The sequence below is a fragment of the Palleronia caenipelagi genome (assembly GCF_007004065.1).
Lineage (GTDB): Bacteria > Pseudomonadota > Alphaproteobacteria > Rhodobacterales > Rhodobacteraceae > Palleronia > Palleronia caenipelagi.
In genome coordinates, this window is the sequence record NZ_VFSV01000002.1 from 90,068 (window position 1) to 113,379 (window position 23,312).

General features: G+C 63.2%; 23 protein-coding genes. 13 read left to right on the plus strand and 10 right to left on the minus strand.

Annotation, left to right across the window (positions count from 1 at the left end; translation table 11 throughout):
• Window positions 1-8 precede the first annotated feature (8 nt).
• From napG to FEV53_RS01460, 5 genes are read left to right on the plus strand one after another with little or no spacing between them, the layout of a single operon-like run.
• The gene (gene napG, locus FEV53_RS01440) at window positions 9-827 is read left to right on the plus strand and encodes a ferredoxin-type protein NapG (RefSeq protein ID WP_142833039.1); all 819 of its coding nucleotides are present in this window, start codon (window positions 9-11) and stop codon (window positions 825-827) included.
• The gene (gene napH / locus FEV53_RS01445; protein WP_142833040.1) at window positions 824-1,726 is read left to right on the plus strand and encodes a quinol dehydrogenase ferredoxin subunit NapH; all 903 of its coding nucleotides are present in this window, start codon (window positions 824-826) and stop codon (window positions 1,724-1,726) included. The genes napG and napH overlap by 4 nt, the downstream gene beginning before the upstream one ends.
• Before the next feature lie 20 nt (window positions 1,727-1,746).
• On the plus strand, window positions 1,747-2,190 hold the full coding sequence (locus tag FEV53_RS01450) for a nitrate reductase cytochrome c-type subunit (protein WP_142833041.1): 444 nt from the start codon (window positions 1,747-1,749) through the stop codon (window positions 2,188-2,190).
• Between the two features lie 16 nt (window positions 2,191-2,206).
• Window positions 2,207-2,902, plus strand: coding sequence for a NapC/NirT family cytochrome c (locus FEV53_RS01455; RefSeq protein WP_142833042.1), 696 nt, complete (start codon window positions 2,207-2,209; stop codon window positions 2,900-2,902).
• A 52-nt stretch (window positions 2,903-2,954) separates the two neighbouring features.
• Window positions 2,955-3,221, plus strand: a complete 267-nt coding sequence (locus FEV53_RS01460) for a hypothetical protein (RefSeq protein WP_142833043.1) — start codon at window positions 2,955-2,957, stop codon at window positions 3,219-3,221.
• A gap of 100 nt (window positions 3,222-3,321) precedes the next feature.
• Here FEV53_RS01460 and FEV53_RS01465 read toward each other — a convergent pair whose 3' ends face one another.
• The gene (locus FEV53_RS01465) at window positions 3,322-4,206 is read right to left on the minus strand and encodes a LysR family transcriptional regulator (RefSeq protein ID WP_142833044.1); all 885 of its coding nucleotides are present in this window, start codon (window positions 4,204-4,206) and stop codon (window positions 3,322-3,324) included.
• Between the two features lie 199 nt (window positions 4,207-4,405).
• Between FEV53_RS01465 and dctP the strand changes: the two genes are divergently transcribed.
• The 5 genes from dctP (at window position 4,406) to FEV53_RS01490 (ending at window position 8,989) form a co-directional block, all read left to right on the plus strand.
• Window positions 4,406-5,389, plus strand: a complete 984-nt coding sequence (gene dctP, locus FEV53_RS01470; protein ID WP_142833045.1) for a TRAP transporter substrate-binding protein DctP — start codon at window positions 4,406-4,408, stop codon at window positions 5,387-5,389.
• Window positions 5,390-5,449: 60 nt separating this feature from the next.
• Window positions 5,450-5,959: a TRAP transporter small permease gene (locus FEV53_RS01475; protein WP_142833046.1), complete on the plus strand. Its 510-nt coding sequence runs from the start codon at window positions 5,450-5,452 to the stop codon at window positions 5,957-5,959.
• Window positions 5,959-7,260, plus strand: a complete 1,302-nt coding sequence (locus FEV53_RS01480; protein ID WP_142833047.1) for a TRAP transporter large permease — start codon at window positions 5,959-5,961, stop codon at window positions 7,258-7,260. The genes FEV53_RS01475 and FEV53_RS01480 overlap by 1 nt, the downstream gene beginning before the upstream one ends.
• Window positions 7,260-8,042 carry an alpha/beta fold hydrolase gene (locus FEV53_RS01485; protein ID WP_142833048.1) on the plus strand — a complete coding sequence of 261 codons (783 nt, stop codon included), beginning with the start codon at window positions 7,260-7,262 and terminating at the stop codon, window positions 8,040-8,042. Before FEV53_RS01480 ends, FEV53_RS01485 begins: the two co-directional genes overlap by 1 nt.
• A 65-nt stretch (window positions 8,043-8,107) precedes the next feature.
• Window positions 8,108-8,989 carry an alpha/beta hydrolase gene (locus tag FEV53_RS01490; RefSeq protein WP_142833049.1) on the plus strand — a complete coding sequence of 294 codons (882 nt, stop codon included), beginning with the start codon at window positions 8,108-8,110 and terminating at the stop codon, window positions 8,987-8,989.
• Here the strand turns inward: FEV53_RS01490 and FEV53_RS01495 are convergent.
• From FEV53_RS01495 to choX, 9 genes are all read right to left on the minus strand, one after another.
• Window positions 8,986-10,623: an ABC transporter ATP-binding protein gene (locus FEV53_RS01495; protein ID WP_142833050.1), complete on the minus strand. Its 1,638-nt coding sequence runs from the start codon at window positions 10,621-10,623 to the stop codon at window positions 8,986-8,988. The two genes, FEV53_RS01490 and FEV53_RS01495, sit on opposite strands and share 4 nt — an antisense overlap.
• Window positions 10,620-11,435, minus strand: coding sequence for an ABC transporter permease (locus FEV53_RS01500; RefSeq protein WP_142833051.1), 816 nt, complete (start codon window positions 11,433-11,435; stop codon window positions 10,620-10,622). The genes FEV53_RS01495 and FEV53_RS01500 overlap by 4 nt, the downstream gene beginning before the upstream one ends.
• Window positions 11,432-12,382, minus strand: coding sequence for an ABC transporter permease (locus FEV53_RS01505; RefSeq protein ID WP_221931569.1), 951 nt, complete (start codon window positions 12,380-12,382; stop codon window positions 11,432-11,434). The genes FEV53_RS01500 and FEV53_RS01505 overlap by 4 nt, the downstream gene beginning before the upstream one ends.
• An 18-nt stretch (window positions 12,383-12,400) precedes the next feature.
• Window positions 12,401-13,984, minus strand: a complete 1,584-nt coding sequence (locus tag FEV53_RS01510) for an ABC transporter substrate-binding protein (protein ID WP_142833053.1) — start codon at window positions 13,982-13,984, stop codon at window positions 12,401-12,403.
• 96 nt (window positions 13,985-14,080) lie between these two features.
• Complete coding sequence (locus FEV53_RS01515; RefSeq protein WP_142833054.1) at window positions 14,081-15,529, minus strand: carnitine 3-dehydrogenase; 1,449 nt, start codon at window positions 15,527-15,529, stop codon at window positions 14,081-14,083.
• A complete protein-coding gene (gene bcoG / locus FEV53_RS01520) occupies window positions 15,526-16,455 on the minus strand; it encodes a 3-dehydrocarnitine:acetyl-CoA trimethylamine transferase BcoG (protein WP_142833055.1) in 930 nt (309 codons plus the stop codon). Before bcoG ends, FEV53_RS01515 begins: the two co-directional genes overlap by 4 nt.
• 159 nt (window positions 16,456-16,614) lie before the next feature.
• Complete coding sequence (gene choV / locus FEV53_RS01525) at window positions 16,615-17,637, minus strand: choline ABC transporter ATP-binding protein (RefSeq protein ID WP_142833056.1); 1,023 nt, start codon at window positions 17,635-17,637, stop codon at window positions 16,615-16,617.
• A 3-nt stretch (window positions 17,638-17,640) separates the two neighbouring features.
• The gene (choW, locus tag FEV53_RS01530) at window positions 17,641-18,471 is read right to left on the minus strand and encodes a choline ABC transporter permease subunit (RefSeq protein ID WP_142833057.1); all 831 of its coding nucleotides are present in this window, start codon (window positions 18,469-18,471) and stop codon (window positions 17,641-17,643) included.
• 30 nt (window positions 18,472-18,501) lie between these two features.
• Window positions 18,502-19,428: a choline ABC transporter substrate-binding protein gene (choX, locus tag FEV53_RS01535; protein WP_142833058.1), complete on the minus strand. Its 927-nt coding sequence runs from the start codon at window positions 19,426-19,428 to the stop codon at window positions 18,502-18,504.
• 101 nt (window positions 19,429-19,529) lie between these two features.
• Here choX and betI point away from each other — a divergent pair, with 101 nt between their 5' ends.
• From betI to betA, 3 genes are read left to right on the plus strand one after another with little or no spacing between them, the layout of a single operon-like run.
• Window positions 19,530-20,138 carry a choline-binding transcriptional repressor BetI gene (gene betI, locus FEV53_RS01540; protein ID WP_142833059.1) on the plus strand — a complete coding sequence of 203 codons (609 nt, stop codon included), beginning with the start codon at window positions 19,530-19,532 and terminating at the stop codon, window positions 20,136-20,138.
• Window positions 20,135-21,589: a betaine-aldehyde dehydrogenase gene (betB, locus tag FEV53_RS01545; RefSeq protein WP_142833060.1), complete on the plus strand. Its 1,455-nt coding sequence runs from the start codon at window positions 20,135-20,137 to the stop codon at window positions 21,587-21,589. The genes betI and betB overlap by 4 nt, the downstream gene beginning before the upstream one ends.
• Window positions 21,590-21,601: 12 nt before the next feature.
• Window positions 21,602-23,260, plus strand: a complete 1,659-nt coding sequence (betA, locus tag FEV53_RS01550) for a choline dehydrogenase (protein WP_142833061.1) — start codon at window positions 21,602-21,604, stop codon at window positions 23,258-23,260.
• The last annotated feature ends 52 nt before the right edge of the window (window positions 23,261-23,312 follow it).

Genomic DNA, 23,312 nt, shown 5'->3' on the forward strand with positions numbered 1-23,312 from the left:
CCTGAACCATGCCCGCCTCCGCAAAACCTCTCTCGCCCCAACGCCGCCGGTTCCTGCAGGACACCGCGCGGATGGCGGCGGGCTGCGCGGTGGCGGGCTCTGCCCTGGCATACCTCGCCCGTGATGCGCGGGCCTTGCCGGCCGAGGCGCTGCGCCCCCCCGGCGCGCTGCCGGAGGAGGATTTCCTCGCAGCCTGCATCCGCTGCGGCCTGTGCGTCCGCGACTGCCCCTATGACACCCTCTCCCTCGCTGAGCTGGGCGTAGACGGCGCGGCCACCGGCACACCGTTCTTTACCGCCCGCGACGTGCCTTGCGAGATGTGCGACGACATTCCCTGCGTGGCCGCCTGTCCCACCGGCGCGCTTGATCCCGGCCTGACGGACATCAACGATGCGCAAATGGGCACCGCCGTGCTGGTGGATCAGGAGAACTGCCTGAACTTCCAGGGACTGCGTTGCGACGTCTGCTACCGGGTCTGCCCGGTGATCGACGAGGCCATCACGCTGGAACTGTCTCACAACACCCGCTCCGGCCATCATGCGATCTTCGCTCCGACCGTCCATGCCGAACACTGCACGGGCTGTGGCGTCTGCGAAAAGAAATGCGTGCTGCCCGAGGCCGCGATCAAGGTCCTGCCGATCCGCCTTGCCCGGGGCAGCTCGGCTGAGCATTACCGCAAAGGCTGGGAAGAAAAGGCAGAAAAGGGCAGGCCGCTGGTCGAGGATCTCATCGACCTGCCCGACCGTCTGCCCGGCCCCGGCACCGACAATCTCGCCACGCCGGGCGGGTTTGAACCGGGCTACAACCTGCCGGGGACGGGCCAATGAGCACCGCGTCCAAAGCCATGGCGGGCCGCGAGGCCATTGCCGTCAAGGGCTGGCTGCAGGCCCATAAATGGCTGCTCCTGCGCCGCGCGAGCCAAACGTTTTTCCTGCTGATCTTCCTCTTGGGTCCTTGGTTCGGCCTTTGGCTGGTCAAGGGAACGCTGGCCGGGTCCCTGACCCTCGGCGTCCTGCCCCTCACCGATCCCTTCGTGACGTTGCAGGGCCTCGTCGCGGGGCACATCCCCGAAACAACGGCCCTTATCGGCGCGCTGATCGTCCTCGCGGTCTATGCGCTGATTGGCGGGCGGGTCTATTGTTCGTGGGTCTGCCCGATCAACCCGGTCACTGACACCGCGCACTGGCTGCACCGGCGGCTGGGGCTGGCCAAGGGCTGGCAGCCCAAGCGCAGCACCCGCCTCTGGCTCATGGGCACGGTGCTCGTCGTCTCGGCCCTGACCGGCACCATTGCCTGGGAGATCGTCAACCCGATCACCCTGCTGCACCGGGGCCTCGTCTTTGGCATCGGCTTCGGCTGGGCGCTGGTACTGGGGATCTTCGTCTTCGACCTCTTCGTCGCGCGCCACGGCTGGTGCGGACGCTTATGCCCGGTGGGCGCGTTCTACGGCCTCCTTGGCCAGCGCAGCCTGCTGCGCGTCACCGCAAGGGACCGCGTGGCCTGCGACGACTGCATGGACTGCTTTGCCGTCTGCCCGGAAAACCACGTCATCACCCCCGCCCTGCGCGGCAAGGGCAGCGACACCCCGCTGATCCTGTCCCCTGACTGCACCAATTGTGGGCGCTGCATCGATGTCTGCTCGGTAGATGTCTTCGCCTTCACACACCGCTTCGACACGAATGTGAGCGAAGCCCCCGCAACCCCGGCCGATACCCGCGCCGCATGATCGAGAAACGGAGACCCAAGATGAAACTCCCGTCAAAAATCGGCCTCACCCTCGCCGCCACCCTGCTCTTTGCCAGTGGCGTTGTGGTGGCCCAGAATGCCGGTCCGGTGCAGTCCCTGCGCGGCGCCGATCTCCCGGCCACCCTGCCTGCGGATGAAATCCACCAGCAGCTTGAGGGTCGCGAGGCGCGGAACTACCGCCAGCAACCGCCGCTCATCCCCCACTCTGTCGAGCAATACCAGATGGATCTGCGCACCAATCAGTGCCTGAGTTGCCATGACTGGACCAAGGCAGGGGAACGCGGTGCGCCGACCCTGTCCATGACCCACTATCTCGACCGCGACGGCACGCAGCTCGACACGGTCGCGGGCACGCGCTGGTTCTGCAACCAGTGCCATGTGCCGCAGGCCAATGCCCCCGAGTTGGTGGAAAATACCTTTGAGCCCTCTAACAGCTCGCGCTGACCCGGAGAACTGAACCATGCCAGACAACAACAAACGCCCGGGTTTCCTCAGCCGTCTCTGGAACGGCTTCTGGAGCCCCACCGGCCTGATGAGCACCGGTTTTCTCCTGATCGCGGGATTTCTCGCCGGGATCCTGTTCTGGGGCGGGTTCCATTGGTCGCTGGAGCTGACCAATACCGAGGAATTCTGCACCTCCTGCCACACGATGGAGACCAATCTCGGCGAATATCGCGAGACGATCCATTACAACAACCACTCGGGCGTCCGGGCGATCTGCTCCGACTGCCACGTGCCCCATGAGTGGCAGTATAAGATCAAAGCCAAGATCATGGCGGTCAAGGACCTCTACCACGAGGCCGCCGGGACGATTTCGACCCCTGAAAAGTACGAAGAGCACCGCCTGCAAATGGCCGCCGCTGTGTGGAAGAAGATGAAAGCCACCGACAGCCGCGAATGCCGCAACTGTCATGCGTTCGAATATATGGACTTCACCATTCAGGAAGCCCGCGCCGGTGACAGCCATCAGAAGGCCATCGATGAGGGAATGACCTGCATCGACTGCCATCAGGGTATCGCCCATGATCTGCCGCCTGATTACCTCGAAAAATACGAGCAGGTCGTCGACGATCTGGGCATGACCGCCTCGGTAAATGTCCGTGACGCGGTGGATGTGGCGGGGATCCGCAACTTCCTGTCGCGCAACGCCGATTGATGACAGGGCGCGCGGCATCTGTGCGCGCTCTCAACGCTTGGAAAGACCTGATATGCTAAGCCTACTCGACCTTCTTGGAACGCTCGGCGGCGCCATCCTTGGCCTGCCGGGGATCCTTGGCCTCTTCCTGGGCATGATGACCCGCCGCTGGCCGTTGGCCATGATTATGGGCGGGGCCGTGGGGCTGATCACGCCGTTCCTCTTTGGCAGCGCCCACGTGACGGCCATCGGCCTCACCGAATTCGCGATCTCAATCGCCGTAGGTCTCGGAGCCGGAGCATTGGGGTGCCTGATCCGCCACAAGGGTGCGACTGTCTGACAATCCCGCATGGCCGACCTGCCTCTCCGCATCGTTCGTGAGGGGCAGCGTTTTCTGAACCCGAGGGCCCGCCACCCGTCTGGCGGCTCGCCACGCGAGGTCAGAGCGTCTTCCACACCGCTTCGCCGGTTTTATCAAGCCGATCCGGCGAGCAAAACAGCGACAAGGTGAGACTGGTTCCCCAACTTTCCCCTCCAACACGCACGATCTGTCCAGAGGCAAGCTCCGCTGCGACCGCGCTTTCGGGGAGCCAGGACACACCACTCCCGGCCAGCATCCGCCGCTTGATCGCTTCAGTCACCACATCCATGTAACAAAGCGCCAGCGGGGGATCGCGGCGACCGATGGTGTGATCCACCACGGTGCCGAGAAAGCTCGACGGGTCGTAGGCCAGATACGGGATCTGCGGCGCCTCCTCGCAGTCCAGCGTCCAGCCAAAAGTTGCGGCGGCTTCGCGCTGTGCGACGGGGAGCAGAGGGTCATTTCCGACGTCCTTCCGGTCGAACTGCGCTTCGTCGAGGACCGGCTGGATGTCAGGGTGACTGTAACAGAGCAGAAAATCACAGGTGCCGTCCGAAAGCATCTGGCAGCATGTGCGCAGGTTATCGGAATAGACGCGAACCCGGAGATTGGGGATAAGCTGCTCCATCTCGCCGATCCGGTGGCTGAGAAAATTGAACGAAATCGTATGCAGCACCGCAAAGCGCTGGAACGCGGCCACGCCCCGTTCTTGTGCGCGCAGAGCCTGACGGGCATCGGTCAGATCCGTGATAATGGCACGGGCAACCGGCAAGAACTGCGCTCCGGCCTCCGAGAGCTGCACGGGATAACTGGACCTTTTGATGAGCGGCACGCCGATCCAGTTTTCCAGCGCCTTGATCCGGCGGCTGAAGGCGGGTTGCGTGATGTGGCGCTCTTCTGCGGCGCGGGTAAAATTCAGCGTCCGCGACAAACACACGAAATCCTGCAACCAATTCAAATCCATCCGTCGGCCCTCCCCCAAAGAGATTAACCCCCCCGGCCCGGGACGTCATGCACAATCGGCATAGTTGCATAACATGTTTGTATTGGCGCCGATTGGTGTGGCCTGCGTAGTGTTTTTTCAGGGCTCGGTGATGCGCAGCCCGAGACAGGCGGACGGCATCAACGATCGTCACTTGGCCTGACACACTAGGGAGAAGATGATGACCAGACTGCTTTCCACGACTGTTCTTGCCGCCACTGTACTGGCGGCTCTGCCGGCTGCGGCAGAGACCACGATCCGGCTCAGCACCTATGTGAACGAAGCCGATATCCGGTATGAGGGTTTTACTCATTTCGCCGATCTCGTGGCTGAAAAGACCGGCGGCAGCGTCAAAGTCGAGATCTTCCCCTCCGCCACGCTGCACGGGTGGTCCGAGGGCGTCGATGCGTTGCAGGGCGGGGTGTCGGACATCTCGTGGATCAACGCCGACAATCGCCTGCCCTGCTATGCGGTGACCTCGCTCTATCCCGCCGAGGTGAGCCTCGAAAAGCAGACCGAGCTCGACGCCGCCTATGCCGAGCTGATCCGCGACGAAGCCGCAAATGTGGGCCTCGTACCGCTCTTCAACTCCAACTACTCCTACGATCAGGAATGGTGGTTCGAGGAGCCGATCGACGATATCGGCAATCTGGACGGCAAGCTCGTCCGCTCCATCGGTCCGCTGGTCTCGATGATGATCGAAACCTGGGGCGGTGAGCCGGTCTTTGTGGCGCCGAAAGAAGTGTTCCAGTCCGCCGAGCGCGGCGTGGTGGACGGCATCAACATGGGCGTGGCCACCTATTCCTCGTGGAAGCTCTGGACGGTGATGCCCTACATGGTGAACGCCAACCTGTTCTACGGCAACATCCAGTACATGATGAACAAGGACAAGTTCGACGCGCTGACCGCCGACGAGCAGGCTGCTCTGACAGAGGCCGCCGCCGAGACCGAAGAATGGCTCCAGCCGCGCTATGAGTCCTGGGTGGATCAGCAGGTCGGCAACGCGGTGATGGCGGGTGGCGGACAGGCCGTGTCGATCCCCGAGGACCAGCGCAAGGATCTCATCGCCAGCGTCAAGGACAAGTGGGACATGACGGTGAACGAGTCCTGCGGCGATGATCTGGCCGAGCAAGTTCGCGATCTGCTGGCCTCCCACGCGCCCTGACACACCGGTGGCCCGGGCACGCCGGGCCACACCACTCTCTGAGCATTTGCGAGGCCTGCCATGGAGACGGGACTGGATCGTCTGATCCGCAACGTGGAACGTGTGGTCATCTGGATCGCGGCTCTGGGCGGCATTATTGTGCTGATCCAGATGGTCTGGATCTCCTACGGGGTGTTCACCCGCTACGGTTTGGGCAAACCTGACCGGCTGGTGACCGAGGCGACGGCGCTTCTCCTGTTCCCCGTCGCCTTTGCCGGGCTCGCCTTTGCGCTGCGCGAAGACGCCATGCCCAAGGTCACCATGCTGATCGATCGTTTCTCGCCCAAAGTGCAGCACGCCATCGCCATCCTCAACCACGCGATCATGCTCGGGGTGGGGATGTTCTTTGCCTATGCGGGGGTCAGCGCGACGATCCGGTCGTTTAATTCCGGCGTGGCCTCGGAGATCCTGCACTGGCCGCGCTGGTGGTTCTGGGCTCCGGGGGCCACGGCGCTCGTGCTCTTCACCCTCTACGTGGGCCTAAGGCTCATCCGCCTGATCCGCAGCCCTGCTGTCGAAGGAGAGATCTGATGGAATGGTATACGGTCGGCCTCGGCCTGCTCGGCCTCTTGATGCTCTTCATCGTGATCGGCTTGCCGATCCCCTTTGCCCTCGCCGCCGCCTCGCTGCCGTTTCTGTGGGATATTCAGGGGTGGAAGACCTCTGTCGTCTCCTCGGAGCTAAAGCTCTGGGGGGTCTGGATCGACTATATCCTGCTGGCGGTGCCTCTCTTCGTATTTCTCGGAGAGCTGATAGGTAAGTCAAATATCGGGCCAAACCTCTACCAATTCCTGCATCAGGGCGTGCGGATCAAAGGCTCTGCGGCCTATGGCTCCATCGGGGCCAGTGCGGGCTTCGGCGCGGTCTGCGGATCGTCCATGGTCGGCGCCTTGACCATCGGCGGCGTCGCCTTGCCTGAAATGCTGCGTCTCGGTTATGGCAAGCGCCTGTCCTCCGGTGTCCTCGCCGCCGGGGGAACCCTGTCAGTGCTGATCCCCCCGAGCCTGATCCTCCTCTTTTACGGCATCGTCACGGATCAAAGCATTGGCGACCTCTTCATCGCGGGTGTGATCCCCGGGATCATCCTCGTCTCCAGCTTCGTGGTCGTGGTCCTCGTCTGGGGCCGCCTGCGTCCCGAAGACATCCCCAACAGCGAAGACGCCGCTAAGATGCCCCTGACCATGATCCTCAGCACGGTCGGGCCGGTCCTGCTGATCGGACTGGTAATCACCGTGGCGATCTACGCGGGCATCGCAACTCCAACCGAGGCCGCCGCCGTCGCCGCCCTGCTGACCGTAATTCTGGCCTTCGGGGTTGGCGGGCTGACCTTTGATGGCTTCAAACAAGCGCTGTTTTCGACCATGCGCACCATGGGCTATCTGGGGCTGCTGTTGTCGGCGGGGGTGCTGTTCGGCTTCGTCCTGACCTATTACCGCGTGCCACAGCAATTCACCGAGCTGTTCCTCTCCTTCGACCTGTCGCCGTACACGGTGCTGGCCATCGTCATCGTCTTCTACATCATCCTCGGTATGTTCCTTGAGCCGGTCTCGATGACCTTCATAACCCTGCCGACCATCTATCCACTTATGTCGGCGGCGGGGTTCGACCTGATCTGGTTCGGCGTCGTCTACACCATCACCATGGAGATCGCGGTGCTGACACCACCCGTGGGTCTGAACCTCTACGTTATTCAGGCGATCAGCCGCGATCAGGTCACCATCGGTGACGTGATCCTCGGTTGCCTACCCTTCATCGGCGCGATGATCCTGCTGATCGCGATCCTGATCTTGGCCCCCGACGTGGCACTGTGGCTGCCGGACCAGATGCGCTGATGGCAACGCTCCCCTACCTCCGCGCGGGTCAAGGCCCGGTCCTCGTGCTGGTCCACGGCTATCTCGGCGGCGCGGCGCAATGGCAAAGCGAAATCGACCACTTCTGCGACCGTTTCGACGTCATAGCCCCGAATCTGCCTGGATTCGGCGCCGCAGCAGACCGACCCGGCTGCGAGAGTATCAGCGCCATGGCAGAGGCCGTGCACGGCTTGCTGGATGATCTCGATCTGGACGACATCATTCTGTTGGGACACTCCATGGGCGGAATGATCGTGCAGGAGATGACACGCACGCGCCCCGAGCGGGTCTCGAAACTGATCCTCTACGGCACCGGACCGTTGGGGTTGATGCCGGACCGCTTTGAACCGCTGGAGACCTCCCACGCGCGCCTCCTCAGCGACGGCGTCGCGGCGACCATCAAGCGGATCGGCGCAACGTGGTTCCTGCATGGCGCAAAGGGCCGTGGATATGACCGTGTCACAGAAATCGGCGCCGCCGCCAACCTCCACGCGGCCGAAGCGGCGCTTGGCGCCATGGCGCGTTGGGATGGCCGACCCGCCCTGCCCCACCTGACCATGCCCACGCTGGTGATCTGGGGCGATACCGACCGGTCGTATCGCTGGCCACAAATCGAAACATTGTGGAGCACGCTCCCCGATGCGCACCTCGCCGTGATCCCGCACAGCTCTCACGCCGCTCATCTGGAAAAACCCCATCTGTTTCAGGCGCTCATCACCGACTTCCTGTCCGAGGACACACGCACCAGCTCCGGTTCGGACTAACCGGAGCGTGGCCCGTTGGCCTTCGCGACTCCGCCAGTAAACAGACTGAGAGACAAGGGAGTGCCATGATTACCGACCCGGAGATCCTCGACTTTATCCGGCGCACCGAGGCCGCCTATCCGGCGGAGACGAACGACGCCAGCGCCACAGATAACAGGCGCGCCTATGACGCGATGTGCGAGGTGTTCCGGGCCTCGCGTCCCTCTGGTCTGCCGGTCGCGGATCTGCGGCTTGGCGGGGTGCCTTGCCGGATCTACGGCAACCACAGTCCCGTGCAGGTGCTGTATTTTCACGGCGGTGGCTTTGTTGTCGGTGGACTCGACAGCCATGATGATGTCTGCGCGGAAATTTCTGGACGCAGCGGCTTGCGGGTGATTTCGGCGGCCTATCGGCTGGCGCCCGAGCATCGCTGGCCCGCACAGCTTGAGGACGCGCTGGCGGTCTGGCAGACCTTGGATCGGCCAACGATTGTGGCAGGCGACAGCGCAGGGGCGACGTTGGCAGCCGGTCTTTGCCTTGCGCTGCAAGGAAGCGCTCAGCCGCTGGCCCAGGTATTGATCTACCCCTGGCTCGGCGGTGACCGCAGCCTGCCATCCTACCGGGATAACGCCGAAGCGCCGATGCTTCGGACCGCAGACCTCGACAGCTATCAGGCAGCCATTCATGGCGACACAGACCCGAATGACCCCCGCGCCGCACCCTTGCAGGCCGCTGATCTGTCTGACGTCGCACCAGCCTGGATCGTCACCGCCGATGTGGACCCGCTACGCGATGACGGTCCGGCCTACGCAGCGCGGTTGCGCGCGGCCGGAGTTCCCGCGACCTGCCGGAACGAGCCGCAACTGCCCCATGGCTATTTGCGCGCCCGACACAGCTCCGCACGGGCCAGAGCAAGCTTCGATGCAATTGTGGCGGCTGTCACGGGCTTTGCGGAGCGCGGCGGCTAGTGTCCGGCGCTCTCCATTTTGCGACGCGCAATCACCTCTTCGAGCCAGCCAATCCGCATCTCGGGCACTGACCCGAGCAGCAAGTCCGTGTAATCGTCGAAAGGTGGGCTGAGAACCTGCGGCTTTGGGCCGTATCTGACGATCTTTCCCCGATGCATCACGGCGATTGTATCGGCAATCGCCCGTACCGTCGCGAGATCATGGGTGATGAACATATAGGCGACCCCTTCTGCAGTCTGCAAATCCAGCAGCAGCTTCAGAATCCCTTCGGCGACCAGCGGATCGAGCGCGCTGGTGACCTCGTCACAAATGATGACTTTCGGCTTTGCCGCCAGCGCACGGGCAATGCACACCCGTTGTTTTTGTCCCCCTGAGAGTTCTGCCGGATAGCGATCTGCAAACTCAGCGCCGAGGTCGATGGCATCCAGCAACTCTCTGACACGCCTCACCTTTTCAGAACCCTTCATGCCGAAATAGAACTCCAGCGGACGCCCGATGATCGTGCCCACATTCTGTCGCGGGTTCATCGCCACATCCGCCATCTGGTAGATCATCTGGATCTCACGGAGGTCGTCGCGTGGGCGGGCGTCATACTCGCGGGCCAAAGCACGACCCTCGAACAGGATTTTTCCCTCTCGCGGGGGCAAAAGACCCGTCAGCACGCGTGCCAGCGTTGACTTACCCGAGCCACTTTCTCCGACCACGGCGAGCGTCCGTCCGGGGACCAGTTCGACGCTGATATCGGAGACGATATCCGCGTCCAGCCCCTTGTAGCGGGCCGAGACATTTCTGATCTCGACTACCGGCGTTGCGGGCCCCGTACGGGCAGGGTTCTGGGTCGAGCGGACCGACACCAAAGCCTGTGTGTACGCCTCTTGCGGGGCGCTGATGATCTGCTCTGCGGTGCCATGCTCCACCGTCGCGCCATTGCGCAGAACCATGATCTCGTCCGAGACCTGCGCCACAACTGCAAGATCGTGGGTGATATAGAGTGCCGCGACCCCGGTGGCCGCAATCGCGTCCTTGATCGCCTTCAGCACGTCGATCTGAGTCGTCACGTCAAGCGCCGTCGTCGGCTCGTCAAAGACCACCAGATCCGGCTTCGGGCAGAGCGCCAGTGCCGTCATGCAGCGCTGGAGCTGACCGCCCGAGACCTGATGGGGATATCGCTGCCCAATCGTCTCCGGCTCGGGTAGACCCAGCTGACGAAACAGGTCGATGGCGCGCGCTTCGGCCTCCCGTGCGGACAATCGCCCGTGACGGATCGTGGCTTCGGTCACCTGTTGCAGAATAGGCTTCGACGGATTGAAAGACGCAGCAGCCGATTGCGAAACGTAACTGACCTCCGCGCCACGCAGGTCACGATGGCCCTTTGGGCCAAGGCTCAGGATGTCGCGCCCGTTCAGGTGCACCTCGCCCCCGGTAATTCGCACACCGCCCCGCCCATAGGCGAGCGACGCAAGGCCAATGGTGGATTTCCCGGCGCCGGACTCACCGATAAGACCCAGCACCTTGCCTCGTTCCAAATCGAAACTGACGCCGTGGACAATCTCGATATCTTCCGCGGCCGCACCGGGCGGGTAGATGGTGGCTCCGATGCGCAGATCGCGCACCTTCAGCAAGGTCCCGGTCATCCGCGGCCCCCTTTCAGGCTGGTGGTTCGCCCCAGAACCCAGTCGGCCACCAGATTGACGCTGATGGCCAGTGTCGCAATCGCGGCGGCAGGCCAGAGTGCCGCCCCGATACCGTAGACGATACCGTCCTTGTTCTCCTTCACGATCCCGCCCCAATCTGCGGCCGGTGGCTGAACACCGAGGCCGAGGAAGGACAGAGTCGAGACAAACAGCACCATGAAGATGAAGCGCAGCCCCATTTCCGCGACCAGCGGGGACAATGCGTTGGGCAGGATTTCCCGAAAGACAATCCATCCGCGCCCCTCGCCCCGGAGCCGGGCGGCTTCAACGAAGTCCATGACGGTGATGTCGACAGCGACAGCGCGGGACAGGCGATACACCCGGGTGGCGTCTAGGAGGCCCATCACCACGATCAGCACCGGCAACGTGACCGGCATGACAGAGAGCACCACGAGGGCAAAGATCAGTGTCGGAATCGACATCATCAGATCGACGAAACGCGAGAGGGCCTGATCCACCCAGCCGCCGATCACGGCGGCAAACAGCCCCAGACAGGCGCCGGTCACAAAGCTGATGACCGTCGCCAGCGTTGCCACTAGAATGGTCGTGCGCCCGCCGTAGATCATCCGGGTCAGGAGGTCGCGGCCAATATTGTCCGTGCCCATGAGATGATCGGCGGAGGCGGGCTCCCAGACATCTCCGACGATCTCGGCCGGACCATAGGGCGCGATCAGGGGCGCAAGCACGGCCATGGCAAAGAAAAGCCCGGTGAAGACCAGCCCGAACAGAGCGGGGATCGGGATGCGGGTCATTTGGGATGCCTCAATCGCGGATTGGCTAGGATCGAGACGATATCAGCGACCATGTTCAGCAGAATATAGACCGACGCAAAGATCAGCCCGCAGGCCTGCACCACGGGGACATCGCGCTTTGAGACGTGATCGACAAGGAATTGGCCCATGCCGGGATAAACGAACACGACCTCGACCACCACCACCCCCACCACCAGATAGGCGAGGTTCAGCATCACCACATTGACCACCGGCGAGATCGCGTTCGGCAAGGCATGACGCCAGATAACGGCGAAGGTCCCGAGCCCTTTCAGCTCGGCGGTTTCGATATAGGGGGACTGCATCACATTCAGGATCGCAGCCCGGGTCATGCGCATCATATGGGCCAGCACCACCATGGTGAGCACCGCCACCGGCAGGGTGATCGCGTGGAGCCGCTCCCAGAAAGTCATGGTGTCATTCAGGATCGCCACCGACGGCGCCCAGCCGAGTTGCACACCAACCCAGAACATCAGGATATAACCGATCAGAAATTCCGGCACAGAGACGGCGGCGAGGGACAGCGCCGAGATGAGCTTGTCCGGCCAGCGGTCACGATAGAGCACCGAGACGAGCCCAAGGAAAATCGCCAGCGGGACCGCAATGACAGCTGCCGTCGTGGCCAGAAACAGCGTGTTGGACAACCGCTGCCCGATCGCCTCGCCAATGTCTCGGCCATTGGTCAGCGAGCGGCCCAGATCGCCCTGTAGGAGACCGCCCAGCCAGTCGAAATAGCGCTGCCACGCCGGCGCGTTCAGACCCAGCTCTTCGCGCAGATTGGCAAGCGCCTCAGGGGTTGCGGACTGACCGAGGATCGAAGCGGCCACATCACCCGGCAGGATCTGCGTGCCGGCAAAAATCAGGACCGACACGAGAAGCAGGAGAAGCAGGCTCAGCGCAATGCGCTGAGCCAGTATGCGCAGAATAATTCTGTTCACGAGATCGCCTCAGGCGAACCAGCAGCGGGACGGCGCAGATCCGTTCATCACCTCCCAGATACCGTTCTGCTCCCATCCCTGCACCTCGTCGCGGACCCCTTCGACGAAGTCGTTGAACATCGGGCAGATCAGGCCGCCATCGTCCCGGACCATATTGGCCATTTCGCTGTAAAGCGCCTTGCGCTTTGTGTCGTCCAGCTCGCCGCGTGCTTCGAGAAGGAGTTTATCGAAGGTCTCATCGAAATATCGGGTGTCATTCCAGTCCGCCTTCGACAGATAGGCCGTCGAATACATCTGATCCTGCACAGGACGCCCACCCCAGTACGAGGCGCAGAAAGGCTGCTTGTTCCAGACTTCGGACCAGTAGCCATCATCGGGCTCGCGCTTGATTTCGAGCGGGATCCCTGCCGCCGCCGCACTCTGCTGAAAGAGCTGGGCTGCGTCCACCGCGCCGGGGAAGGCCGCATCGGCCACCTGCAATACGATGGGCGAGCCGTCATGTCCGGATTTCTTGTAGTGTTCAGCGGCCTTTTCAGGATCATAGGTCCGCTGCGGGATCGACGCGTCAAACAGCGGATAGGCCGCGTTGATCGGAATGTCGTTGCCGACCGTGCCATAGCCACTCAGGATCCGTTCGACCATTTCCTCGCGGTTGATCGCGTATTTCAGGGCCAGACGGAGATCCTTGTTGTCAAAGGGCGCCGTGTTGCAATGCATGATGAAGACATAATGACCCCGGCCCGCCACGCTCTTTACCGAGAGACCCGGAGCACGGTCGAGCAGTCGCGCCACCTGCGGCTCCACCAGATTGACGATATGCACCTGACCCGACTGCAGCGCCGCGTTGCGGGCCGTGCTGTCGTTGATGACCAGCATCTCGACCGCATCGAAATGGCCCCGGCTGTCGTCCCAGTAATTGCCGAAGCGCTCGAACATATACCGCACGCCCGGCTCCTCGGCGGTCACCTTATAGGCCCCTGTGCCGATCCCCGCCGCCGGGTTTTCAAAGCCCCCGCCCGGCTGGATCACGAGCTGATAGCTCGACATCAGATAGGGCAGGTCAGCATTGGGCGTGGTGCATTCGACGATGAACATGTCGCCATCCAAGCGCATATCCGCGATGCCGCGCATAACGCCAAGAGCCCCGGATTGCGTGTTTTCGTCGGAGTGTCGCCGCATCGTCTGCAGCACGTCATCGGGGGTCAAAGTCTGCCCGTTGTGGAACTCGACGCCTTTGCGGATGCGGAACGCCCAGGTCGTTGCGTCGGCGCTCGGCTCAACGGACTCCGCCAGCCGGAAATCGAAAGACCCGTCCGGGTTCACATCCACCAGCGTCTCGCCAAAGGTGCGGGAGGTGTGGAACGGGACCTGACTCAAGGCCGCCGCCGGATCGAGCGAATTGGTGCTTTCGCCGCCACCCAGACCCATCCGCAACGTACCGCCCTTGACCGGCTGCGCCGACGCAGGCTGACCGAGCAGACTGCTGGCCGCACTGGCGGTGAGCCCGAGCGCCGCAGCCCGCGCCATGAAATCCCGCCGGCCCAGCTGACCCTGCAGCGCTTTCCGCGCCAGCATATCGAGTTCTTTCTTCATTCCGTTTCCTCCCGTCATCTATGTTCTCTTTATATTTTTCGTAAGCTTACCCTAAAACGCCTCGCCGCCAAGGGTGGCATTTGCCTCCGGGCGCGATCAGCCCGCCCCCGCGCCCCGGCCAGACGCGGAAATTCCCTGTCCGGCGCCCTCGGGGCGCGGCAAGCTCCCATGGGCCTTCAGAAGCGGCGCGAGCCTCTCCCCAATTTCCGGTGCCGGTTCTGAACTGCGCCGGGTTGTCAGGTCCACATGGACGAGCAGAGTCTCGACCGTAGCCACCTGCGTCTCACCCTCGCGCATCAGGGTGTGAAACAAATGCAGCTTGCGCCCATCGCCGCCAAGAACCTGCGTGGTGACCCGGAGCCGGTCACCCGCGTGGGTCTCGGCCAGATAGCGAACATGGGTCTCAACCGTGAAATAGCTGCGGCCGCTGGCGATATAGGCGGCATCGGCGCCGAACATCTCCATGAAGCGATCCGTGGCCGCCGCGCTGGCTTCGACGTAGTGAGCTTCGTTCATATGTCCGTTGTAGTCTGTCCAGGAGCTCGGCACCTGCCGGTCAAGCGTCACCGGCAGCACGCCCTCCGCAGGCGCTGGCAAGCGCGCCTCATGGGCGGTGATAACACCTCCGGCGCCGCTGCCGGTGCGCCGCAATGCACGGATCATCGCCACCAGATTGTCGTCGCGCAACCGCTCCAGCGCGCGGATCGACATGTGACCGGACTGCGCATCGGATTGCCCCGCGATCAACTCCACCAGGTCGTCGTTGAACTCTGGCACATCCATCAGTTTGGTCCAGGGCCATTTCAGGGCAGGTCCGAACTGCGCCATGAAGTGCTTCATGCCCGCTTCGCCCCCGGCAATCCGGTAGGTCTCGAACAGCCCCATCTGTGCCCACCGCAAGCCGAACCCCATGCGGATGGCCTCGTCGATCTCTTCGGTCGTAGCGATCCCGTCGCGCACCAGCCAGAGACTTTCCCGCCAGACCGCTTCGAGCAACCGATCGGCAATATGGGCGTCGATCTCCTGACGCACGGTCAGAGGATACATCCCTATCGCGCGCAGATGCCCGGCCGCCCGCGCGCAATGCTCCGGCGCGCCCACCAACTCGACGAGCGGCAGCAGGTAGACCGGGTTGAACGGGTGGGCGACGATCACCCGGGCACCCTGCCCGGTCAGCTCCGAAGGCCTAAACCCCGATGTCGAGGATCCAATCACCGCCTCTGCCGGGGCAAGACGGGTTAGTTCGGCATGCACCGTGTGCTTGAGCTCGAGCCGCTCTGGCACGCTTTCCTGGACCCATGCGGCCCCGGTCACAGCGTCGGCGATCCCGGTACAGAACCGCAGCTGTCCCGCAGGCGGCAAGGCCCGATCATAGAGCGCTGGAAGGCTGCGGCGGGCATTGTCCAGCACTTCCCCCAGCTTTCGCTCGGCGTCGGGATCGGGGTCGTAAACCGAAACGTCCCAACCGTTCAGCAGGAACCGCGCGGCCCACCCGCCCCCAATCACGCCGCCACCGATAATGGCGGCCCGGAGCGGCGCACTCATGCCACAGCTCCCCGGGCGAGAGGTGCCCGTTTCGTCAGGCCCAACTGAGCGCGGACCGCGTCTGGCCCAACCACCCGCGCGCCCATCCCCTCGATGACCGTTACCGCACGTTCGACGAGCTGCGCATTTGTGGCCAGAACGCCTTTGTCGAGAAAGAGGTTGTCTTCGAGACCCACGCGGACGTTGCCCCCGGCCAGAACCGATTGTGCGACGTAAGGCATCTGGTCGCGCCCGAGGCTAAAGGCCGACCACGTCCAGTCCTCCGGGATCGCATTTACCATCGCCATAAATGTGTGGATATCGTTGGGCGCGCCCCACGGCACCCCCATGCAGAGCTGCACCAGTGCTGGCCCCGTCAGCGTACCGTCGCGGACGAGCTCCTTGGCGAACCAGAGATGGCCCGTGTCGAACGCCTCAATCTCCGGGCGGACCCCCAGTTCCGTCATCATCGCCCCCATGGCGCGCAACATCCCCGGCGTGTTGGTCATCACATAATCGGCCTCTGCGAAATTCATTGTTCCGCAATCGAGCGTGCAGATCTCCGGGAGACACTCGGCGATATGGGCCATGCGGGCACTCGCTCCGATCATGTCGGTCTCTGTCGCGTTCAAAGGCAAGGGCGCCTCGACCGGACCAAACACCATATCGCCGCCCATGCCCGCCGTCAGGTTCAGCACCACGTCCACCTCGGCGTCGCGGATCCGCTCGGTCACTTCGCGGTAGAGGCCCGGATCCCGGCTCGGAGCGCCCGTTTCCGGGTCGCGCACATGGCAATGAACCACCGCAGCACCGGCTTTGGCCGCGTCGATCGCGCTGGCGGCGATCTCCGCAGGGCTGCGTGGCACATGCGGACTGCGATCCTGCGTGGCTCCTGACCCTGTTACGGCACAGGTGATGAAGACATTTCGATTCATGGTGAGCGGCATCCGATCCTCCGACCCTGCGTATAATGGCCCTGCGTGTAGTGGTCCCGAAAGAGACCGCGATTGCGCCCCGTCCGCGGACCGGATCGCCCCGGCACTTCCGGTCCAGAACGATATTTGTAGCTGCGGCGCGCGGCCCTGCCCAGGCTGAACCCGTGCTGGTCAGCGCCCAGGATTGACCAGCGCGCGCAAAACCCGGTCCTGCGTGATCTCTCCGATCAACCGACCGTTCTGACTGACACCCACAGCCTCTCCCGCCACATCGATCTGTTCGATGACCTCGCGAATAGCGGTATCGTGAGGCACCGTGGCGGCAGGCACATGGCTGCACGGCTCCGCCAGATCCCCCGCGCGCAGCACACCCAGCGGATTCATGTGAGCCACGAAATCCGCAACATAGGCGTTGGCCGGGTTTTTGTAGATGTCCTGCGGTGTCCCGGACTGAACGATCCGTCCGCCCTCCATAATGGCGATGCGATTGCCGATCTTGAACGCCTCGTCGAGATCGTGAGAGACAAAAATGATAGTCCGGTTCAGGGTCTTCTGCAGCTCCAGCAATTCGTCCTGCAATTTGGTTCGGATCAGGGGGTCGAGCGCGGAGAAAGGTTCATCCATCAGCAGGATCGGAGCTTCGGTGGCGAAGGCGCGGGCGAGACCGACCCGCTGCTGCATCCCCCCCGACAGGGCGCTGACCTTCTGCCCGGCCCAGTCTGAGAGCCCCACCAGTTTCAGCTGCTGATCGATCCGGGCCTCCCGCTCGGCCCGAGGCAGACCTGACAGCTCCAGCCCGAGGCCGACATTCTCGCGCACGCTCCGCCACGGCAGGAGGCCAAACTGCTGGAAGACCATCGCGATGCAGGTCTGCCGCATCCGCCGCAGAGTCCGGGCCTCCGCGTGGGTGATATCCACCATCCCTTGGCCGTCCGAGACCTGCACCGATCCGCGCACCACCGGGTTCAGACCATTGACGGCCCGGAGCAGCGTAGATTTGCCGGATCCAGATAAGCCCATCAGGACGAGGATCTCACCCTCTTCCACAGCCAACGAGCAGTTATGCACGCCGAGCACCTGACCGCTGGCCTCCACAACTTCCGACCGGTCCAGCCCCCGGTCCATATGGGGCAGTGCGCTGGCGGGATCTGATCCGAAGACGATGGACACATTGTCGAAAACGACAGCTGTCATGGCTCAGCGCTCCACTCTCAGCACGCGGTCGAGCATGATTGCAACGACCACGATGATGAAGCCGGACTCGAAGCCCAGCGCCGTGTTCACCTGATTGAGTGCGCGCACCACCGGCACCCCCAGCCCGTCCGCGCCCACCAGCGCGGCGATGACCACCATCGACAGCGACAGCATGATGGTCTGGTTCAGCCCGGTCATGATCTGCGGCAACGCGTAGGGCAACTCGACCTTCCAGAGCGTCTGCCGGCTTGTGGCGCCAAAAGCCCTCGCAGCTTCAAGCAGCGCTTGCGGAGTCGAGGAAATACCCAGATGGGTGAGCCGGATCGGCGCGGGCAGCACGAAGATCACCGTCGCGATCAGCCCCGGAACCATGCCGATGCCAAAAAAAACGATCGCCGGGATCAGGTAGACGAAGGTCGGCAGGGTCTGCATGAGGTCCAGCACCGGGCGCATGGCAACGTAAAGCCTCGGCCGGTGGGCGGCGGCGATGCCGATGGGCACCCCGATCCCCATGCAAACCACGCAGGCCGAAAGGACCAGCGTCAGGCTCTCAGTCGTCTCCTCCCAATAGCCTTGGTTGATGATGAAGAGGAACCCCAGCACCACGAAGAGGCAAATTTTCCAATTGCGCTGGAGCACCCACGTGATGGCCGCAAAAACCGCCACCACGATCAGGGGATGAGGGGTCTGCATCAGCCACAGGATCGAGTCGATCAGCAGCTCCAGCATGACTGAGAGCCAGTCAAAGAATGGCTCGCCCACGTCCTGCAACCATTCGAACACGGCCTTCGCCGTTTTTCCTACCGGGATTTTCGTCTCGGTCAGCCAGTCCATGGGCGCCCCTTTCGTTCAGAACCTGGCCCCTCAGAGACCGAGCGCGTCCTTGGCCGCCGCCATGGCGTCGCCCCCATCGGCGGTGGTCACGCCGTCCAGCCAGCCGGTCAGCACATCGGAATTGGCCTTCAGCCAGGCGGCGGCAGCGTCTTGCGGGTCAGCGCCATCATCGAGGATCGCAGCCATGATCTCATTCTCCATCGCCAGAGAGAATTCGAGGTTCTGAAGAAACTTGCCGAGGTTCGGACAGTCCGCCGCAAACCCCTGACGGGTGTTCGTATACACCGTCGCGCCACCAAAATCCGGACCAAAGACATCATCCCCGCCGGTCAGATAGGACATCTCGAAATTCGCGTTCATGGGATGGGGCTCCCAGCCGAGGAAAATGATGGGCTCGTCCTTGCGCGACGCGCGCTCGACCTGCGCCAGCATCCCCTGCTCCGAGCTTTCGACCACCTCGAACTCCGACAGCCCGAACATTCCCTCGTCGATCATCGACTGGATCAGACGGTTGCCGTCATTGCCCGGTTCAATGCCATAGATCTTGCCGTCGAGCGCATCCGCCTGCCCGGCAATGTCGCCAAAATCGGCGATCCCCAGCGCGCTCGCCGCCGCATTCACAGCCAGCGTATATTTTGCACCCTCGAGATTGGCGCGAACGGTTTCTACCGTTCCGGCCTCACGATAGGGGGCGATATCGGCCTCCATGGTGGGCATCCAGTTGCCGAGAAACACGTCGATATCGCCCTCCGCCATAGACGTGTAGGTGACGGGCACCGAGAGGATCTTGATATCGGTTTCATATCCCAGCGCGCCCAGCACCGTGGTCGTTGCCGCAGTGGTCGCGGTGATATCGGTCCAGCCCACATCCGAGAACACGACTTCGCCGCAATCAGCCGCTGCCATGCCCGCAGTGGCGGTCAGCGTCGCGAGCGCCAGAGTGATGGAAACCTTCATGTGATCCTCCCGTTCTTTTTTGATTGACGAGTTAATTAAGATCGCTTGTGATAGCCCGGTCAAGAAAAATCGCAGCCGCAGCTACATCACACGGGGGAAGGATGCCCAAAATCGGGATGGAACCGATCCGCCGCCGGGCCGTGGTCGAGGCGGCCATCGCCGAGATCGGGCGCGCAGGCTCACTTGATGTGACGGTCGCGCAAATCGCGCGCCATGCGGGGATCTCTTCGGCTCTGGTCCACCATTATTTCGGCTCAAAGGATCAGGTGCTGCTCGCCGCCATGCGGCACCTTTTGGTGCTCTACAGCGCTGAGATCCGCACCGCTCTGGACCAGGCCCCCTCGCCCGCCGCGCGGGTCGAGGCCATCGTGCGCGTCTCCTTTTCGCCGAAGAGCCTCAGCCCGGAGATGTTGGCTGCGTGGCTGAATTTCTACGTTGCGGCCCAACGGTCAGAAGAGGCCCGGCGGATGCTCTGCACCTATCACCGGCGGCTTCTGTCGAACCTCACCCATGGGTTACGCCCTCTGGTCGGAGGCGAGGCCCCCGAAATGGCGCAGCGGATGGCCGCGATGATCGACGGCATCTATCTGCGCCTCGGCCTCGGGGACGGGGCGCTTGACCACGACGAGGCCGTGCATCTGGTGTTCGGGCTTCTCGACACCGCTCAAACCGGGACGATGCCGCCCCAAGAGAGAAAGCTCATGCCATGACCGATCTGCGCACCGCCGCCAGCCATTTCATCAACGGCGCCTTTGTCGAAGACGCCGCCGGGGATCCGATTCCGGTGATCTATGCGGCCAGCGGACAGGAGATCGCCCGCGTTCACGCTGCCACGCCCGCCATCGTGGAACAGGCACTCGCTTCAGCCCGGGCAGCGCAGGCGGAGTGGGCTGGAATGAGCGGCACCGAGCGGGGTCGTATCCTGCGCCGCGCCGCCGACCTGATCCGCGCCCGCAACCATGAACTGTCGGTGATCGAGACCCATGATACCGGCAAACCACTCTCTGAGACGCTCGTCGCCGACGCGACCAGTGGCGCCGATGCGTTGGAATATTTCGGTGGGCTGGCCGGGAGCCTCACGGGCGAGCACATCCAGTTGGGGCAGGATTGGGTCTATACCCGCCGCGAGCCGCTGGGGCTCTGTGTCGGCATTGGCGCATGGAATTATCCGACCCAGATCGCCTGCTGGAAAGCCGCGCCCGCGCTCGCCTGCGGCAACACCATGGTGTTCAAGCCGTCCGAAGAAACCCCTCTCTGCGCTCTGAAGATCGCCGAGATTCTACAGGAGGCAGGCCTGCCGCCGGGCGTGTTCAACGTCATTCAGGGGCGCGGCGAGGTCGGCGCCGCACTGGTCAGCGATCCGCGCGTGGACAAGGTCTCGCTCACCGGCTCCGTGCCCACAGGTCGCAAGGTCTATGCCGCCGCTGCGGAAGGCATGAAGCACGTCACCATGGAGCTCGGCGGCAAATCCCCCCTCCTGATCTTCGACGACGCTGATCTGGAGGATGCTGTCGGCGGCGCGATCCTCGGGAATTTCTATTCCTCCGGCCAAGTCTGTTCCAATGGCACGCGGGTCTTTGTCCAACGCGGGATCAAGGAGGCTTTTCTGACCCGCCTCTCCGAGCGTTTGTCACAGGCGGTCATCGGCGACCCGCTGGATGAGGCGACGAATTTCGGCCCTCTTGTCAGCGCCCGCCAGCGGGACATCGTTGAGGGTTATATCGCCAAAGGCGTCGAAGAAGGGGCGCGGCTGATCTGTGGCGGCGGGCGACCTGATCTGCCAGGCTGGTACGTGGAGCCAACGGTTTTCGCCGACGTGACCGACGATATGATAATCGCCCGGGAGGAGATCTTTGGCCCGGTGATGGCGGTGCTTGATTTCGAGGATGAGGACGAAGCGATCACCCGCGCCAACGCCACGGAGTTTGGCCTCTCGGCGGGGGTCTTCACCCGCGATCTGACCCGCGCCCACCGGGTGATCGCGCGGCTGGAGGCGGGGAGCTGCTTTATCAATTCCTATAATGACGCGCCGGTGGAAGCACCCTTTGGCGGCTCGAAACTCTCAGGCGTGGGGCGGGAGAACTCCAAAGAGGCCATCGCCCATTACAGTCAGGTGAAATCCGTGTACGTGCGGATGGGCCCGGTCGAAGCGCCTTTCTGAGCGGAGCGGATCATGGAAGCGGATTTCGTCATCATCGGAGCGGGCAGCGCGGGTTGTGCCATGGCCTACCGACTGAGTGAGTCTGGATCCTCAGTGCTGGTCATCGAACACGGAGGCACCGATGCGGGGCCGCTCATCCAGATGCCCGCCGCGCTCAGCTACCCGATGAACATGGCCCGCTACGACTGGGGATTCCGCTCCGAGCCGGAGCCTCATCTGGGCGGGCGGCGGCTGGTCGTGCCGCGTGGCAAGGTGATCGGCGGTTCCAGCTCGATCAACGGAATGGTCTATGTGCGCGGCCACGCGCGGGATTTCGACCATTGGGCCGAGAGCGGCGCACAGGGCTGGGCCTACGCGGACGTGCTGCCCTATTTCAAGCGGATGGAGACCTGGCACGATGGCGGCCACGGGGGCGATCCCGACTGGCGCGGCACCGATGGACCGCTTCATGTGAGCCGGGGGCCTCGGAACAATCCGCTCCACGCGGCCTTTGTTGAGGCGGGGCGGCAGGCGGGCTACCCGCTCACCGGCGACTATAACGGCCAGCAGCAAGAGGGCTTTGGCCCCATGGAGCAGACCGTGTGGAAGGGGCGCCGCTGGTCTGCGGCCAATGCCTATCTGCGCCCTGCCCTGAAACGACCCAATTGCGACCTGATCCGGGCGCTGGCCCGGCGCATTATCATAGAGAATGGCCGCGCCGTGGGTGTCGAGGTTGAGCGCGGCGACGGAACAGAAGTCATCCGGGCCCGTCGCGAAGTGATCGTGGCCGCCTCCTCGATCAACTCTCCCAAACTCCTGATGCTGTCAGGTATCGGCCCCGCCGCCCATTTGACGGAATATGGCATCGAAGTGATCGCCGACCGCCCCGGCGTTGGGCAGAACCTGCAAGACCATCTGGAGGTCTATTTCCAGATTGCCTCAAAGCAGCCGGTTACGCTGTTCCGCCACTGGAACCTGATCTCAAAGGCGCTGATCGGCGCCCAGTGGCTGTTCACGAAAACCGGCCTTGGGGCCTCGAACCAGTTCGAAAGCGCGGCGTTCATCCGCTCGGACAAGGGCGTTGAGTATCCCGACATCCAGTACCATTTCCTGCCGCTCGCGGTGCGTTATGATGGTCAGGCGGCGGCGGAAGGACATGGATTTCAAGCCCATACCGGCCCCATGCGCAGCCCCTCGCGCGGCGAAATCACCCTGCACAGCGCCGACCCCCGCGAAGCGCCAAAGATCGTGTTCAACTACATGTCGACGGAGCAGGACTGGTCGGATTTCCGCAAATGCCTGCGCCTGACGCGCGAGATCTTCGCCCAGCCCGCCTTTGCGCCCTATCTCGACCACGAGATTCAACCCGGTGCCGACCTGCAAAGTGACGACGACCTCGACAGCTTTGTCCGCGACCATGCCGAGAGCGCCTATCATCCCTGCGGCACCTGCCGGATGGGCGCGGCGGACGATCCCGGGGCGGTGGTGGACCCCGAGATGCGGGTGATCGGTGTCGAGGGGCTGCGCCTCGCCGACAGCTCCGTCTTCCCCCGCATCCCCAATGGCAATCTGAACGGGCCGACGATCATGGTCGGTGAGAAAGCCTCGGACCACATCCTCGGCCGCGCACCGCTCGCCCGTGCCAATGAGGCCCCATGGATCCACCCCGACTGGCAAAACTGCCAACGTTAGGGCGGCGTACAGCTTTCCCGGATGTCGTCCTCTGAAGCGATAGGCTATTTTC